We start from the raw sequence: 16,467 nt of genomic DNA on the forward strand, positions 1-16,467 counted from the left end.
GTTCAAAAAGACAAAGAAGCAAAGGTTTTTAGTTCTTTTAAAAAAATAGAAATTACTTAAAAAACTTTGCGACTTCGGGTCTTTGCGAGCAAAATAAATTAGCCCAACTTAAATTATCTTACATCACTTATAGGGTTTAAAAAAATAATCTAAAAGCAACAAATATGACAAAACAAATTTGGCTGAATTTGCCGGTAAAAGAGGTGGCAAAATCAAAAGCTTTTTTTTCGAAAATAGGATTCTCTTTTAATGAAGAACACGACACGCCAAGCTCGACTTGCATGGTCGTTGGTGAAGGAAAATTTGTGGTGATGCTTTTTGAAGAATCGTTATTTGCCGGTTTTTCGCAAAACAAATTAACAGATACACAATCAAGTTCAGAAGTTTTGATTTCGATTGATGCCGAAAGTATTTCAGAAGTGGATGAATTGGCAAAGAAAGTACAAGAAGCGGGCGGAACTGTCTTTGCGCCTCCGGCCGATAGTCAGGGTTGGATGTACGGTTGCGGTTTTGCAGATTTAGACGGTCATCGCTGGAATGTTTTATTTATGGATCATGAAGAAAGAGAATAGAGAAAAGAATAAAGAGAATAGAGAAAAGAATATAACAAAACAATAAAGAAAAATATCATGGCAACATCAGTAAACCCTTATTTAATTTTTAACGGAAATTGCGAAGAAGCATTTCTGTTTTACAAATCAGTTTTTGGAGGTGAATTTCCGTATATCGGAAAATTTAAAGACATGCCCGCAGACGAAAGCGGAAGCTGTCCGGAAGTCTCAGATAAAGATGCAAACAGAATAATGCATGTTTCACTACCCATTGGAAATACCATTTTAATGGGAAGTGATAGTAATCAACAATCCGGAGATGTCATTCTTGGAGGTAACTTTTCAGTATCTATCAATGTCGAAAGCACAGATGAAGCAGATAGGATTTTCAATGGACTTTCGGCAAACGGAACAATTTATATGCCAATGAATAAAACATTCTGGGGAGCATATTTCGGAATGTTCAAAGATAAATTCGGCGTAAGCTGGATGGTAAATTTTGATGAATCAGAACCTATGAAATAATCTTATAAATAATTTTTTGCAGCGAATTCACGAATTACAATGATTTAATTCGCGAAGAAAAAATAGTATCAATATTAATTTAGTTCCTCTTTTTATGAATTATTTCTAATTCGAGACAACTAAAAAGTTACGTTATTTTAATAGCAGAACATAATTGTTAAATTATTTCAAAAAGCACATTCTTATGTGCTTTTTCTTTTCAAAAAAACAAACAATATCCTTTTTTATCAAAATTAGATTGCCGATTTTTGTCGCTTCTTAAAATCAATAGATAAAATGGCAATAGAAGGTAAAGAGATTATTTTATTAAAAGTCTCAGGACATGATAAAATAGGAGTGACAGCAGGTTTAACAGCCGTTTTGGCAACTTATGATGCCAATATTCTGGATATTGGTCAGGCTGATATTCATGACACACTTTCTCTGGGAATTTTGTTCGAGATCGAAGCCGGTTCAAGTTCAGGGCCAGTTTTAAAAGACTTATTGTTCAAAGCTTATGAATTGGGCGTTAAGGTTAAATTTATTCCTATTTCTGTAGAAGACTACGAAACATGGGTAAAATCACAATCAAAACAACGTTACATCATCAATATTTTAGGCGAAAAACTGGCAGCTTCACAATTGGCAGCCGTAACTAAAATAATGTCAGATCAAAACCTGAATATCGATTCTATTATAAGACTAACAGGAAGAACATCTATTGTAGAAAAAGAAGAATATCCGCGTTCTTGCATACAATTGTCCGTGACGGGTGAGATTGTAAACAAGATCATCATGACAGCAAGTTTCATGGAGATTTCAAGAACCCTGAATGTTGATATTTCGTTCCAGGAAGATAATATTTACAGACGAAACCGTCGTTTGGTGTGTTTTGATATGGATTCTACTTTAATCCAGACTGAAGTTATCGACGAACTGGCAGAACTAAACGGAGTAGGAGCACAAGTTCGTGCCATTACAGAATCTGCCATGAATGGCGAAATAGATTTCAACGAAAGTTTCAAACAGCGTATGGCTTTGTTAGAAGGTTTAAGCGAAGATGTTTTGCAAAATGTTGCCATCAATTTGCCAATTACAAAAGGAGCACATCGTTTGATGAAAGCCTTAAAATATTACGGATACAAAACCGCAATTCTTTCCGGAGGATTCACCTATTTTGGAGAATATCTGCAAAAAGAATTGGGTATCGATTATGTTCATGCCAATCAGTTAGAAATAAAAGACGGTAAGTTAACCGGTAAATATTTAGGCGAAATCGTAGACGGTCAAAAGAAAGCCGAATACCTAAAAGCCATCGCCGAAAAAGAAGGAATTCACATCAACCAAACTATTGCAGTTGGTGACGGAGCAAACGATCTGCCAATGCTAAATTTAGCCGGATTAGGAATCGCTTTTCACGCAAAACCAAAAGTAAAAGAAAGTGCCTCAACCTCAATTTCAAGTTTAGGACTTGACGGAGTTTTATATTTATTAGGATATCACGACAGATATATTGATATGATGTAACGTGTCTCATAAACATACAGTTTGTCATTCTGAGGAACGAAGAATCTTCGCAAGTAACTCGACAATCAAAATAAATTAGACCTTAGTTTTTCAATAAAGCTAAGGTTTTTTTATGGGCATGTCCCGCCGAAAAAGGCGGGTCGGGCTATCTGTTTTAATCTTTTGTGCCTCCCGAAGCCTCGGGACCGGCACAAAAGGATTTCCACTTCTATCCCTCATGCGGTTTAGTGGGATTGAAGTATTAATTAAACTTTAATTTTTATAAGTGGTTTTATTCTGAATTAATAGAAATATTGATATGATGTAGAAAACAGAATTTAGAGTTTTTTGTCATTTCGACGGAGGAGAAATGACATATTGTGCTTAAATTTTACGTCTTAACGCCTTTGCGAGATTGATTTATTTTCTAAAGTACTTAGCTTAATGACATCGCGCTCGCGCCAACGTGAAGTTTTGTTTTGAATAGTCTAATGCTTTAGCTGGAGGGAAATTAATATAAATGAATTAGGCTTTAGCCAAATTATTGGGTACAAAAGAGTTTGGCTAAAGCCAATGGTAGGTGTGTTTTGTATCACTAGCTGAAGCTAGTGGCTATTCAAAGCAACATTATACATTCGCGAGCTTGCGCCGGCAATATATAATTCGTGAAAATTTGTGAAATTCGTGGCAACATAAAAGATTTACATCTCCTTCAACTGCTCCAAATAATCCCTTTGATTCGAGAGTCTCGGGATTTTATGCTGTCCTCCTAATTTATCACGTTCCTTTAGCCAGTCATAAAATAAGTTTTCACGAGCGACATTAATCACCAGAGGATTCAATGTCATATTGTTCTGGCGTTTTGCTTCGTAATCAGAGTTTAAAGTCTGCAACGTTTCATCCAGAACTTTCTGGAAAAGACCAACATCAGCAGGTTTTTTCTTGAATTCGATCATCCATTCGTGAGCGCCTTTTTCTTTGTCCTGCATAAAAATAGGAGCAACCGTATAATCGATAACTTCTGTTTGGGTAAGCTGACAAGCTTTAGCAATCGCCTGATCCGTATTTTCGACCATTAATTCTTCCCCAAAAACATTAATATGATGTTTTGTTCTTCCGGTAACTCGAATTCTATAAGGATTTAAAGATGTAAAACGAACCGTGTCACCAATCAAATAACGCCACAATCCTGAATTAGTCGTAATAACAATCGCGTAGTTTTTATCCAATTCAACATCGGCCAGACGAATCACTTTTTGATTAGGAGTTCCGAAAGTATCCATTGAAATAAATTCATAGAATATTCCGTAATCCAGCATCAACAACAAATCACTCGAATTATTCAGATCCTGAATGGCAAAGAAACCTTCTGATGCATTGTATATTTCGTAATATTTAAAATCCTTGCTAGGTAATATTTTTTTGTATTGTTCTTTATAAGGAGAAAAACTCACGCCTCCATGAAAGTAAACTTCCAGATTGGGCCAGAGTTCCAATAAACTTTGCTTCCCTGTATTTTCTAAAACCTTATTCATTAAAACCAACATCCAGGACGGAACCCCTGCAAAGCTGGTTACATTTTCGTTTTTTGTTTCGTTTATAATGGCAGCGATTTTAGCTTCCCATTCGCTCATTAACGAAGTTTTATTGCTTGGTGTACTGCTAAATTCAGCCCAAATAGGCATATTCTCAATTAAAATAGCAGATAAATCTCCAAAAAAAGTATTGTTGTTTTCGTAAATCTGAGAGCTTCCGCCCAGGCGAAGACTTTTTCCTAAAAACAATTCAGAATCTTCATTGTTATTCAAGTACAAACAAAGCAAATCTTTACTTCCTTTATAGTGGCAATCTTCCAGCGCCTCAGTACTTACCGGAATAAATTTACTTTTGGCATTTGTAGTTCCGCTAGATTTGGCAAACCATTTTATAGGAGTTTCCCAAAAAACGCCTTGTTCTCCCTGACGCGTACGCTCGATCAAAGGCTGTAATTCCTCATAAGTCGCAATAGGAACTCTTTCAGCAAAAGTTGCATACGATGTTATCGATTCAAAACCATATTGTCGTCCTATAACCGTATTCTCAGACGCCGTCAATAAATTATGCAATAGTTCTTCCTGGACTTCATTGGGATATTTTAGAAAAAGTTCTATTTGATGTATCCTTTGTTTCAGGACCCAAGAGGCAAACGAGTTGATTATTGATAACGGCATGGGTAAATTTTAGATTTTAGATTGCTTATTTTAGATTTTAGATTTACGATTAAAGCGAAAATCAAAAAATATAAAATTTGAATATCGATCGACAAATACTAACTTTGCCGTTGTATCAAAAATAGTGTTTTTTTGTAAAAAAAACCATTCTATTTTTACTAAAGATTCTTAATACTATTGAATTCTAAAATTAGAATTCGCAACCCATGTAAGAATCTGTAATCTAAAATCAGCAATCTAAAATATAATGACATACCAAGGCGTACTTACAAAAATGCAAACTGAAATAGGAAACCCAATTCAATATTATTTGGTTTTCGAAGATAGTTTTCTCAACATGAACCAACTTTTGAACAAAGAGATTGAGATTAATTTTGCAGGATATGAATGTTTAAATTGTCATAAGAAGAAAAAGATATTCCGCCAGGGATTTTGTTATGATTGTTTCTATTCAAGTCCCGCTGTTGGTGACTGGATTATGAGACCTGAATTGAGTACAGCTCATTTAGGAATTGCTGATCGTGATCTTGAATATGAGCAAAAGGTACAATTGCAGCCTCATGTTGTATATCTGGCTTTGGCTAGTGAAGTAAAGGTAGGTGTAACACGTAAAACTCAGGTTCCAACACGTTGGATCGATCAGGGAGCAACACAAGCCATTGCAATTGTAGAGGTTCCTAATCGATATTTGGCGGGAATTACTGAGGTGGCTCTAAAAGATCATTATACAGATAAAACCAATTGGAGAAAGATGCTCCAAAATACAAGCGGCAGTTTTGACTTACTTGCTGAAAAAGTAAAAGTAGAAAGTTTAATTCCGGATGAAGCCAAGGAATATTTCTACTCGCAAAAAAATGACTTATATGAGCTGCATTATCCGGTGTTAAATTATCCGGCAAAAGTGGCAAGTTTAAACTTGGATAAGACTCCGTCTTTTCAGGGAAAATTAACAGGAATCAAAGGTCAGTACTTAATTTTTGAAGACGGAACTGTTTTTAATGTTCGAAGTTCAGAAGGATATGTTGTTACAATTAACGTCTAGGTTTATGGGGCAGTCGTCTATTGTTATTGCCTAACTGTCTAATATTCTTTTGTTTATGATATAGTTTTTGTATTTTTAAATCTCATTTAAGTAGTTGAAGATGTGAATGTTGATACATTTGATTACAATTTTGTAATAATTGCTTATTGAAAGAATTTAATTTTAAAAAATAAAAGAAGCTAGTTTTGAGCTAGTTCAATTTTTTAATTTTTTTAAAATTTAAAGGAAGATTTAATAATCTTAAATTATTTATCAGGATGGGTATCTTAAAAAAAATAAATGTTTTCAGGCGTAGCTTAATGCGCAATCTTACTAAGAATATTGGAAAAGCAAGTTCACAAGAAGATATCATTTTAGTTGATAAAACCGATATTAAAAGAATTTTGATTTGCAGGCCAAACGGAAGATTAGGAAACTTATTATTGATTACACCACTCGTTCAGGAAGTCACAGAAATATTTCCAAATTGTAAAGTCGATTTGTTTGTTAAGGGAACATTAGCTCCAATTATTTTCGAGAACTATGATAATATTGATAAAATAATCGACCTGCCCAAAAAGCCATTCAAAAATTTATTGAAATATCTTAATGTATGGATTTCAATAAAAAGACAAAAATATGATATTGCGATCAACGTAGATCAAAACTCTTCTTCAGGACGTTTAGCAGTTCAATTCTCTAATGCTAAATATAAATTTTACGGAGACTCTGCTGAGGAATCTCAAAATGTAAAAAATGATTACGACCATATCGCGAAATACCCCGTTTACAACTTCCGATATTATTTAACCAAACTCCGATTTCCAAAAAGTAATAAAATAGTAGCTCCGCTCGATCTTAAATTATCGTCGGCTGAAATTATTAATGGCAAGAATATTATAAATAGTATCGTACACAATACTAAGAGAACAATTTGCATATTTACGTATGCAACCGGAGAAAAATGTTTGTCAGAAGAGTGGTGGGAGAATTTTTATGCACAACTCAAAGATGAATATCAAAATTATAATATCATTGAAATATTGCCTGTAGAAAATGTTTCGCAAATTGGCTTTAAAGCCCCTACATTTTATAGTAAAGACATTCGTGAAATTGGAGCTATAATCGCCAGTGCCGATTTATTTATAGGAGCTGATAGTGGTATCATGCATTTGGCAAGTTCAGTTCAGACCCCAACAATAGGATTATTTTCGGTATCAAACATCAAAAAATATGAACCTTATGATAATTCCAGTATCGCAATAGATGTTAATTTGTCTACTAAGAAAGAGTATTTTAAAATTATAAATTCAATTTTAAACAACGGAAAATTAAGTATCTATTCTGATGCTATGTAATTATACCCATATAAAGTAAAAGAAAGAAGGCGTCTACTATTACAGTAGACGCCTTCTTTTTTTTTATTCTGGTTCAGTTCTAGTTTTTCTTCTTGAACAAGCCATTTATTAAGTCACTTGCTTTTTTGGTAACTTCCTGTGTTTTCTGTTCTTTTTCAGTTTCAGCTGCTTTTGTGGTATCTTTTGCTTTTGTATTCTTATTGATCAGATCATTAAGAGCCGAAGTACCTTTTTGCGTAAGCTTGTCTTTTTGCTGATTTACTAATTGAGTTGTCAAAGCAGTTACGGCAGTTTTCATATCTGTAGAAACTTTCGGATTAGAAAAGTTACCCGTAATCATTGCGTTTATCGGAATGTTTTGCAGTTTTGCAGCATCGGCCGGAGACATTTTTGCAATAAAAGCATTAGCTTCAGTTCCTAAATATTTGGCAGGAACATCTAATTTTAAGTTGTAATTCATTGTTTGATCAAAACCATGAGTTCCGCCCACAGTAATTTTAATGTCCTGATATTTAATATCAAATGGTTTTACATTTACTTTTCCGTTTTCAAAAGTCAACGCAGCTTTAATATCATTCAGATTCACCTTGTTCATATCAATAAACTTAATGTTTGAAGTTAAGGCATTTAAAACAGTTGAATTTTTAGTATTCACAGTTGTAGAAAGCAATTGCCCGATCAAATCCCCTGAGATAGATTTTAAATCCGGAGTCAATTCGTTAGCATCAAGATTTCCGTTTAATTTTATAGTAGAATTTAATTTTCCATTGATGATTCCGGCAATTGGCGCAATTTTTTTCATCATGTCCAATTGCGTAAAAGTTTGCGCAATATCAACTTGATTAAAACCTAAATTCATGTCAAAAGTAGGAACCTTTGTTTTGGTAGAAACCGTTCCTGTTAAACCAATTGTTCCTCCAAAAATAGATGTTTTAAAGTTTTCTAAGGTTGCTTTTTCATCCTTCACAATCAATCTGCCTGAAACATCTTTCAGTTTCAAATTGTCATATAAAACCGTAGTTGCTTTTGCATTTATGGTACAATTTAAAAATGCTGGAATCTTCATTGCTTCAGCAGGTTTTGCTGATGTTGCTTTTGTTTCTCCTTCTTTCTCAGTTGCAGTTCCGGTTTTAGCAGGTTCACCTGCAGTCATAAAATCATCTACCGCCAACTGGTTTGAACTCATATTAAAGTTTCCTCTCAGTTCTTGTTTTTTAAACATAAAACCATAGAAATTCTCTAAAACGCCATTAATGCTCAGGTCACTTTTTCCGGTTGTAGCATCAAACTTTTTCAGGTTAATCGTACTCGGATTAAATTCTACCAAAGCCGTACTAATATTCATTGATTTATTATTCTCATCAGTATATTTAAATCCTGATAAACTCATCGTTCCGGCATTTTTAATGTTTTGATATTGGCTTTTTTCTACAGATGCCATATCGAATTGTGTCGTTACATCAGCTTTCAAAATTCCAGCTAAAGGTTTATCCATTTTAATTGGATATGCTTTTGAAAGATTAGCCAAATTTATAGTTCCTTTTAAAGCCGCATCAACAAAAGGATTTACAGTTATGTTTTTAATGTTTGCTTTAGCATTAAAAACGTCCTGATCAATTCTAAAAGACAGTTTGTCTAAATTAACATAAGTATCATTTAGAATCCCTGTTTCATTGATGATTTTTGTATCGATTACAATATTCTGAACTGATTTTGGTAAGTTAGGATATTGAAAAGAAGCGTTGTTGGATGCAATTGCAATATTAAATTTAGGAACCGTAGTATCTGTCAGTTGTCCTTTTGCAAAACCGGCAACAGTAAAATCGCCAGTTGTTTTTACACCATCTAATCCTGAAGCATATGCCGAAGGAATTAATCCTAAGAAGTTTGTAAACGATGAAGTTGGCGTTTTGAATTTCAAATCATAAATCTGACCTGCATCAACCATCTGAATAAAACCATCAAATTCTAAAGGCAATTGGTTAATTAAAGCCTTGTTTTCTTTAAATGTATATTTACTTTGTTCTAAATCAATTCCTAAAACAGCATCTAAAGTCAGTTTTACATTTTTCATGTAATTGATTTTATCCATGTCCAAAGAAACTTTAGCAGTAGACTTTGTAGTCAAATCTAATTTTGAATTTGTAAAATCCCCAGTTCCTTCGTGGTTTAAGCTATCAATAACCATTTTTATTTTAGAACGCTGATCAATATATCTAAAAGTGAAATTCTCGATTTTATAGCTCTGGATTTTTAAAGAAAGAGGTTTACTTGCATCATCTTTTTTTGTCTCTTTCTTGTCTTTTATAGCAATATCAAAATTCCCAACACCGTCTTGATTAAAAATGATATTAATCAAACCGTTAGTAGAACTTATCCCCTGAATGCTCAAAGGTTCATCTTTTCCTTTAAAAAGTTCTTTAATGCTCATTTTCAAATTCAATTCGCCCAGCGAAACCAACGTATCGCCTTCAAAAGGAGCTTTGTTGATGATTACCAGTTTATTGATTCCAACAGTTGCGTTAGGAAAGTTCTTGAACAAACTTAAATCAGCATCTGCAAAACTTACTTTGGCATCAACACTTTCGTTAATCGCATCAGCAATTTTAGCTTTTATTTGATCTTTAAAGAAATACGGAATGGCAAATAATGCGGCAACAATCACCACGAGAACAATGGCAGTAATTTTTAAAATTTTCTTTAACATATAAATAGTTTTGAGTGTTTGAAATTGCTAATTGACCCGTGCAAAAATAGTTTTTTTTGACTGAGTTCGTTAATAAAGTTTTTGTAAAATATAAGAATATACTTTAATCTGTTAAAAATAAAAATCCGTCTGAATATAGATTCAAACGGATTTTTAATGATTTTATGATTTTGATTATTTTTTAATAAAAGAAACAATCTTATTGGTCATGATTTCTGAGATAGGCAAAGTCTCATTATTATAGCTTTCTATATTGGCCTGATTGTCACCTGTGATTGTTTTCATGACATGATTCATATTTTCAACAATCAAAAGTTCAGCATTTTTATTGGCTTGCGATAAAAGCTCTGCATCCTTAACAGTTACTTGCAAATCCTTGTTTCCTTGCAGAATTAAAACAGGAATAGTTAAGCTTTTTATTTCTGCTTGCGGATTGTATTTAAACCACGAGATTAAATACGGTTGAATGCTTGGTCTGAAAAGAGAGTTAAGCATTGGGTTAACTTTTTGTGCATAGTGACCGCTTTTTAAACTGTCAATAATCGGGAAAGTCATTTCCTCTATTTGTTTATTAGATTTAGAAGCAATTTGCGCTTTAATCAATTTATCAGCAGATTCTCCAGGGCCGGCAATAGAAATAAATTTGTTTGCTTTTACTCCGGCAATCATTCCTATTAATGAACCTTCGCTATGTCCAATTACAATTACCTCAGAGAAACGTTTGTCCTGTTTTAATAAATTAATCCAGCTTTTGGCATCTTGAGTATAATTTTCGAATACCAGCGTTTGTTCAGAAGCAGCAGAAGCTTTGCTTTCGCCAATTCCCCTTTTGTCATATCGCAAAGATGCAATTCCGTTTTTTGCCAGAGCTTCAGCCAACATTTTCAACGAATTGTTTTTCATCATCGGACTATTTCCATTTCGATCTGTTGGTCCTGATCCTGAAATTATTAATGCCACCGGATATTTTGTTTTTAAATCCGGGGTAGTTAACGTACCAAAAATCTGATCGATATTAATTTTTAAGATCAAAGGAGATTCTTTAAACGTGATTTCATTTTTATTCTGAGCATTTACAAAACTCAAAAACAAAAAGGCAACAAGAGCAAATATCTTTTTCATTTCTAGAATAAAATTATTTAATGTTTAATCCAAAAGGAAGTATCGCCTGAACTCCTTTTTGTTTTTGAAGTCTTTTTACCTGCTCAATAAGCATATAATTCTCCTCGCCAATTTCTTCTTTTATAAAAGCTTCTTTCGATTGTGTAAAAGGCAATCCGGAAAGGATATCGTTAAAAGTTTTTTCGTATTCAGGATAATTTTGTGTACTGTATGATTTTACTTTAGCAATCTTAGCTGCTTCCGCAATAGCATCATTTAATCCGCCAATTTTATCTACCAAACCAATCTTCAAAGCTTCAGTTCCTGACCAAACCCTTCCTTGTGCAATAGCATCAACCTGAGCAAAAGTCATTTTTCTACCTTCTGCGACATGCGTTACAAAAGTGTTGTAAATATGTTCAACTCCTTCTAGAGTAAAAGCTTTAAATTTTTCATCAACAGGAACAAACGGACTGTAATTTGCTGAGTTTTCGTGTGTTTTTACCTGCTCAGTATTAATTCCTAATTTATTTGCCAAAGGACTAAAGTTAGGCAAGATTCCAAAAACACCAATAGAACCCGTAATTGTATTGCTTTCTGCAAAAATTTTGTTCGCATTACAAGCAATATAATAACCACCTGATGCAGCATAATTACCCATAGAAACTACAACGGGTTTTACTTTTTTGGTAATTTCGATTTCCCTCCAGATCAGGTCCGAAGTTAAAGCGTTTCCGCCCGGACTGTCGATTCTAAGAACAATCGCTTTTACATCTTCATTTTTACGGGCTTCCTGCAGCGAACGACGCATAGAACCTTCGCCAATTACGGTAACATCACCTTCGCCGCTTTGTATTTCGCCCTGAGCGTAAATAATAGCAATTTGATCTGTTGCTGAATTGGTTAAAGCTGTCGTAATATTATTTTGGGTATAATCTGAAATTGAAATTTTGTTATAATCATCATCTCCAGTTACCTTTAATGCTTTTTTGATGGCATTGTGGTAAACATCTTCATAAGCAATAATATCTACTAAATGTTGTGCTTTTGCCATTTCAGGAGTTCTTGCCAATAAACCGTTTGCAATTTCATTTAATTTATCAAGAGGAATATTTCTGCTTTTAGAAATGTCAGTAGAAACCGTTGTCCAGATAGAATTTAAAAGAGCCGTTACCTGCTCCCTGTTGGCATCACTCATTTTGTTTTCTAAAAATGGTTCAACCGCACTTTTGTATTTCCCGTGACGGATCACTTCCATATGAATACCGGATTTATCCTGAAAATCTTTAAAGAACATTACTTCAGACGAAAGTCCTTTAAAATCCAGATCACCTGCCGGATTGATATAAACTGTATTAGCAACAGAGTTTAAATAATACTCTTTTTGAGAATAAGTATTGGCGTAAGCCCAAACAAATTTCCCTGATTTCTTGAAACTTTCAAGTGCATTTCTTAAATCTTTATATTGAGCCAATCCTAAAGAAGATTCATCGTTTAGAATTGAAATTCCTTTAATATTATCATCCGTTTTTGCAGCTTCGATCGCATTGATCACATCTGTTAAGCCAATACCTTTTTTGTCTGAAAAAACAGTTACCCAGGGATCTTTGTATTTTCCCGCATAATCATTTTGAATTTGTTTTAAATTTAATTCTATAACAGAATCACTTTTGACTGAAACAGTACTGTCTCCTCCAAAAATAGCTCCGATAAGAATTATTCCAAAAAAGAAGAACATAATAAATACAAAAATACCAACAACTGTGGCAATTACATTTCCTAAAAACTTCATAAGTGTATTTTTTTTAATAAGTAGCTAAAAAGGCTGATTTGTTACAAATGTACTCTAAAAACAAATTATTTCTGATATACAATTAAGTGAAATACTTGTGGTTTTTACATTTTTAAACTTCTAATTAAAGATAGGTTATTTTTGTAAGATGTTTCAAGTTTTTTTAAGAAGATAAAGAAAATAAAAAAGCCAAAACAGTTCGAAACTTCTGATTCTTGAATCAAATAATGTGAGTAATTCTAAAATAGTTTTAGTTAATTTGCATTAATTATGAAGTCACAGCATCAAGTCGTTTTATCAATAGGGAGTAATCAGGGAAACAGGTTAGCAAACATCGAAAGTTGTATCGATTTGATACATCAGGAAGTAGGGACCGTAATCAGGGTTTCAAAACTGTACGAAACTCCTGCATGGGGGTTCGAAAGCGATGCTTTTTATAATTGCGCATTAGTTTTGCATACTACTTCATCTGCGCAAAAAATACTGAACCAGGTTTTAAAAGTCGAAAAACATTTAGGACGAATCAGGTCAAATCAGTCAGGATACCAATCCCGAATTATTGACATTGATTTGATTGTTTTTGATGATGAAATTATTGATTCAGAAAAACTAAAAATTCCACATCCTTTAATGCAAAACAGAAATTTTGTTTTGTTGCCAATGCAGGATTTAAAATTAGATTGGAAACATCCTGTTTTTCAGAAATCTATTTCAGAGTTAATTGCCATTTCGCCAGATGACAGTATTTGTACTGTAGTTCAGGATTTAAAGAATCCATTGCGCGAAATTGCATTGGAAAACTTTAATTATATTGCTTTTGAAGGGAATATCGGAGCAGGTAAAACAACTTTAGTACAAAAAATTGCCGAAGATTTTAATGCAAAAACAGTCTTGGAGCGTTTTGCAGATAATCCTTTTTTACCCAAATTTTACAAAGATCAAAACCGATATGCTTTTCCGTTAGAAATGTCTTTCCTTGCAGATCGTTATCAGCAATTATCAGATGATCTGGCGCAGTTTGATCTTTTTAAAGATTTCATTGTAGCGGATTACCATATTTTTAAATCGTTGATTTTTGCTAAGATTACTTTAGCAGAAGATGAATATCGTTTGTATCGAAACTTGTTCGATATTATCTACAAAGAAATGCCAAAACCTGATCTGTACGTTTATCTGTATCAGAATTCAGAGCGTTTACTTCAAAATATTAAAAAACGAGGACGCACATACGAACAGAATATTGAGGCAGAATATTTAGATAAAATCAATACTGGTTATCTCGATTATATTAAATCCCAAACAGATTTGAATGTTCTGATTATAGATGTTTCGGATCGGGATTTTGTCAAAAAACACGAAGATTATCTTTTTATATTAAATGAAATCCAGAAGAAGATTGGTTAATGAGATAATTAGAAAATGTGCGAATTAGATAATTGTTTGTACTCTATTTTTAATTATCAAATTCTCTAATTGGCACATTCTCTAATTTATTTCACCTTTTCAAAGAAAAATGTCCTCTTAAAACAGGTTTGGTGTCATCAATCTTCAAGGCATACCAATAATCAGAAGCCGGCAAAGGTATTCTGTTTAAAGTTCCGTCCCAATTCATTTCAGAAGAGTTAAGCTGTGCGATTAATTTTCCGTAGCGATCGAAAATAGTAACTTGTGCCTGCGGATAATTTTCCATTCCGGTTACCTCCCATAAATCATTATAAGAATCATTGTTTGGAGTGAAAAATGCAGGAAATACAAGAACGACAAAGTTCTGTATGGTTTGTCCGCAACCACTTTTTTCTCTTACATAAGCGGTTTGCAAGCCACCTGGTACATCAAAAAAAGTATTAGAATTCTGAAAATTTGTACCGTCTACAGAATATTCAAAATAGTCAGCTTCTTTTTTAAGATAAATCACAGCCGTAGTCCCGTTTACATCAATTCTGTCTATTTGAGGAACCTGATGTTCATTAACGATGATTGTTTTTCGGCTCGTACAATTTTCAGGAGCAGGACTTGTAACGTCTACAGTATAAGTTCCGCCGGCAGTAACTTCAATAGTTTGAGTTGTTGCACCAGTATTCCATAAGTAAGACATTCCGGTAATTCCCGCATCGAGAGTAACTTTTTGAAATTGGCACAAAGGCAAAGTTTCATTCGTTACAACAGGTGGTGTGTATAATATGATGTTTACAGGCGTGCGATCTGTGTTGATACAAGTGCTGTAGGAAGCTTGAGCATAATAAGTGGTGTTGGCTGAAATAGTTGGTGTAAGAAAACGATTTCCCATAAAAACACTCGTTCCGCCAATAGAAGATGTAAACCAATTAATAACACCAATGTTAGAATTAGCTTCAATAGTTACGGTTCCCGGGCCACAATTATAAACAGTCGAAGAAATGGCTATTGGTGTTGCAGGTGTTGGGTTTACAGTAGCGATAACCGCTTTTCGGTTCGATTCGCAACCAGCATCAACATAATAGGTAGTTGTTGTATTTAAGACAGGAGACGTATAAGAATTTCCTGTTGCCAATAAATTTCCTCCAATTGCTGCGTCGTACCAATTAATTGTTGCTCCCGTTGTTGCAGTAGCATTCAGTGTAAAACTTCCTGAATCGCAAACTGAATTTGGAGTAGTTGTTGTGACAGTTGGAATTGTGATTTTAGTACTTGCTGCAATTTCCAGAGGCAATTCGCCCGGCATTCCGCCATATTCTACAACATAACCTTTAGGTTGGTAATTGCCACTTGAATCCCCAGTATTTGCTAGATCATTCCATGATCCTCTTATTCCAACACCAGGCTGTGTAATGTGTGCGTAGTTTTCATTTCCGCCTTGATTATTAGGTTCTCCGGCATTCCAGAAAGCATAATTGGGTGTTGTGCCATTTGCGCCCCCATTCCAGAATACTGTTCCGGCTTCAGGTCCTGTAACCCATTTCCAGACCCCTTCAGTTTCGGCATCGCTCCCGCCAATCCATCCTGTTCCTGATGCCTGTTCGCCAATTAATTTGGCTTCATCAGCTGATAAAATAGTGGCGAGATAACCTTTTAATCCATAATAAGTGCTTGTTTCTGCGGCAGCTTTTGCAGCATTCCAGGTAATGCCAATACTTGGAATATATAAATAATAATGTTGTGTAGAGGGTAAATAATTAGCCTGACCAATTGTTATCGAAAAAGTTTTAGTTCCTGATGCTGCAGCTGAAGTATTAGAGAACACAACATCTTTAATCGCAGCTTCCAGGTCAGAATATAAAACAGTGCCTCCTATTGAATTTGACAATGTTAATTTTCCTGCAGTACCGTCCCAGCTTGTTATGATCGAAGGATGTGATGCTGGGTTTGAAAGTACTAACCGATCCAAACCGTTAGAATAACCTGAAGAAATCTGAATATACCCTGCTACTGTTCCTGATTCTAGCGGATCGTGGGTAATTGTAATATTAGTTACAATATTTATGGTGTTTTGCGGGCAATAGAATTGATCTCCACCTGCTTTAATTACAGGTGGAGTAATAGCAAAATTAATTTTTGTATTGTTGTTTTTGTTTGATTTGAGAGTGTCTTTTGCGGTCGTAATTAAATTTTTATCTCTAGTGCTAATTTTCTCATTTGCATAAGATTGACTGAAGATTAAAATAAAAAATAATGTGGTTGTTTTTAAAAAATTGATATTTTTCATTTTATAAAAGTATCAATTTTATAATCACAAAAAAA

General features: G+C 34.0%; 11 protein-coding genes. 6 read left to right on the forward strand and 5 right to left on the reverse strand.

The genetic code is table 11. The features are described 5' to 3' along the window. Positions 1-164 precede the first annotated feature (164 nt). From ACQKCJ_RS09885 to serB, 3 genes are all read left to right on the forward strand, one after another. The gene (locus ACQKCJ_RS09885; protein ID WP_271336753.1) at positions 165-572 is read left to right on the forward strand and encodes a VOC family protein; all 408 of its coding nucleotides are present in this window, start codon (positions 165-167) and stop codon (positions 570-572) included. Positions 573-629: 57 nt separating this feature from the next. Beyond that, positions 630-1,076: a VOC family protein gene (locus ACQKCJ_RS09890; protein WP_271336752.1), complete on the forward strand. Its 447-nt coding sequence runs from the start codon at positions 630-632 to the stop codon at positions 1,074-1,076. A 276-nt stretch (positions 1,077-1,352) separates the two neighbouring features. After that, entirely contained in the window at positions 1,353-2,582 is a 1,230-nt protein-coding gene (gene serB, locus ACQKCJ_RS09895) for a phosphoserine phosphatase SerB (protein ID WP_271336751.1), read from the forward strand. A gap of 680 nt (positions 2,583-3,262) precedes the next feature. Here the strand turns inward: serB and ACQKCJ_RS09900 are convergent. Continuing rightward, positions 3,263-4,771 carry a GH3 auxin-responsive promoter family protein gene (locus tag ACQKCJ_RS09900; protein ID WP_271336750.1) on the reverse strand — a complete coding sequence of 503 codons (1,509 nt, stop codon included), beginning with the start codon at positions 4,769-4,771 and terminating at the stop codon, positions 3,263-3,265. A 247-nt stretch (positions 4,772-5,018) separates the two neighbouring features. Between ACQKCJ_RS09900 and ACQKCJ_RS09905 the strand changes: the two genes are divergently transcribed. After that, positions 5,019-5,813, forward strand: coding sequence for a DUF2797 domain-containing protein (locus ACQKCJ_RS09905; protein WP_271336749.1), 795 nt, complete (start codon positions 5,019-5,021; stop codon positions 5,811-5,813). Between the two features lie 257 nt (positions 5,814-6,070). Beyond that, complete coding sequence (locus ACQKCJ_RS09910; RefSeq protein WP_271336748.1) at positions 6,071-7,150, forward strand: glycosyltransferase family 9 protein; 1,080 nt, start codon at positions 6,071-6,073, stop codon at positions 7,148-7,150. A gap of 79 nt (positions 7,151-7,229) precedes the next feature. Here the strand turns inward: ACQKCJ_RS09910 and ACQKCJ_RS09915 are convergent, their stop codons facing one another. The 3 genes from ACQKCJ_RS09915 to sppA all read right to left on the reverse strand — a co-directional run bounded on the left by ACQKCJ_RS09915 (position 7,230) and on the right by sppA (position 12,750). Further along, positions 7,230-9,857: an AsmA family protein gene (locus tag ACQKCJ_RS09915; RefSeq protein WP_271338245.1), complete on the reverse strand. Its 2,628-nt coding sequence runs from the start codon at positions 9,855-9,857 to the stop codon at positions 7,230-7,232. A 174-nt stretch (positions 9,858-10,031) separates the two neighbouring features. Beyond that, the gene (locus ACQKCJ_RS09920; protein ID WP_271338244.1) at positions 10,032-10,979 is read right to left on the reverse strand and encodes an alpha/beta hydrolase; all 948 of its coding nucleotides are present in this window, start codon (positions 10,977-10,979) and stop codon (positions 10,032-10,034) included. A gap of 13 nt (positions 10,980-10,992) precedes the next feature. Continuing rightward, a complete protein-coding gene (sppA, locus tag ACQKCJ_RS09925) occupies positions 10,993-12,750 on the reverse strand; it encodes a signal peptide peptidase SppA (protein WP_271338243.1) in 1,758 nt (585 codons plus the stop codon). 270 nt (positions 12,751-13,020) lie between these two features. Between sppA and folK the strand changes: the two genes are divergently transcribed. Then, a complete protein-coding gene (gene folK / locus ACQKCJ_RS09930; RefSeq protein ID WP_271338242.1) occupies positions 13,021-14,154 on the forward strand; it encodes a 2-amino-4-hydroxy-6-hydroxymethyldihydropteridine diphosphokinase in 1,134 nt (377 codons plus the stop codon). 91 nt (positions 14,155-14,245) lie between these two features. Here folK and ACQKCJ_RS09935 read toward each other — a convergent pair whose 3' ends face one another. Continuing rightward, the gene (locus ACQKCJ_RS09935; RefSeq protein WP_427401945.1) at positions 14,246-16,432 is read right to left on the reverse strand and encodes a T9SS type B sorting domain-containing protein; all 2,187 of its coding nucleotides are present in this window, start codon (positions 16,430-16,432) and stop codon (positions 14,246-14,248) included. Between the last annotated feature and the right edge of the window lie 35 nt (positions 16,433-16,467).

The sequence above is a fragment of the Flavobacterium sp. NPDC079362 genome, assembly GCF_050267765.1.
GTDB classification, from domain to species: domain Bacteria; phylum Bacteroidota; class Bacteroidia; order Flavobacteriales; family Flavobacteriaceae; genus Flavobacterium; species Flavobacterium azizsancarii.

What these genes read in the sequence shown, in the direction of transcription:
- ACQKCJ_RS09910 (WP_271336748.1), top strand. Translation starts at nt 6,071, where the DNA reads ATGGGTATCTTAAAAAAAATAAATGTTTTCAGGCGTAGCTTAATGCGC.
- ACQKCJ_RS09935 (WP_427401945.1), bottom strand. Translation starts at nt 16,432, where the DNA reads ATGAAAAATATCAATTTTTTAAAAACAACCACATTATTTTTTATTTTA.
- serB (WP_271336751.1), top strand. Translation starts at nt 1,353, where the DNA reads ATGGCAATAGAAGGTAAAGAGATTATTTTATTAAAAGTCTCAGGACAT.
- ACQKCJ_RS09915 (WP_271338245.1), bottom strand. Translation starts at nt 9,857, where the DNA reads ATGTTAAAGAAAATTTTAAAAATTACTGCCATTGTTCTCGTGGTGATT.
- ACQKCJ_RS09905 (WP_271336749.1), top strand. Translation starts at nt 5,019, where the DNA reads ATGACATACCAAGGCGTACTTACAAAAATGCAAACTGAAATAGGAAAC.
- folK (WP_271338242.1), top strand. Translation starts at nt 13,021, where the DNA reads ATGAAGTCACAGCATCAAGTCGTTTTATCAATAGGGAGTAATCAGGGA.
- ACQKCJ_RS09900 (WP_271336750.1), bottom strand. Translation starts at nt 4,771, where the DNA reads ATGCCGTTATCAATAATCAACTCGTTTGCCTCTTGGGTCCTGAAACAA.
- ACQKCJ_RS09885 (WP_271336753.1), top strand. Translation starts at nt 165, where the DNA reads ATGACAAAACAAATTTGGCTGAATTTGCCGGTAAAAGAGGTGGCAAAA.
- ACQKCJ_RS09920 (WP_271338244.1), bottom strand. Translation starts at nt 10,979, where the DNA reads ATGAAAAAGATATTTGCTCTTGTTGCCTTTTTGTTTTTGAGTTTTGTA.
- sppA (WP_271338243.1), bottom strand. Translation starts at nt 12,750, where the DNA reads ATGAAGTTTTTAGGAAATGTAATTGCCACAGTTGTTGGTATTTTTGTA.
- ACQKCJ_RS09890 (WP_271336752.1), top strand. Translation starts at nt 630, where the DNA reads ATGGCAACATCAGTAAACCCTTATTTAATTTTTAACGGAAATTGCGAA.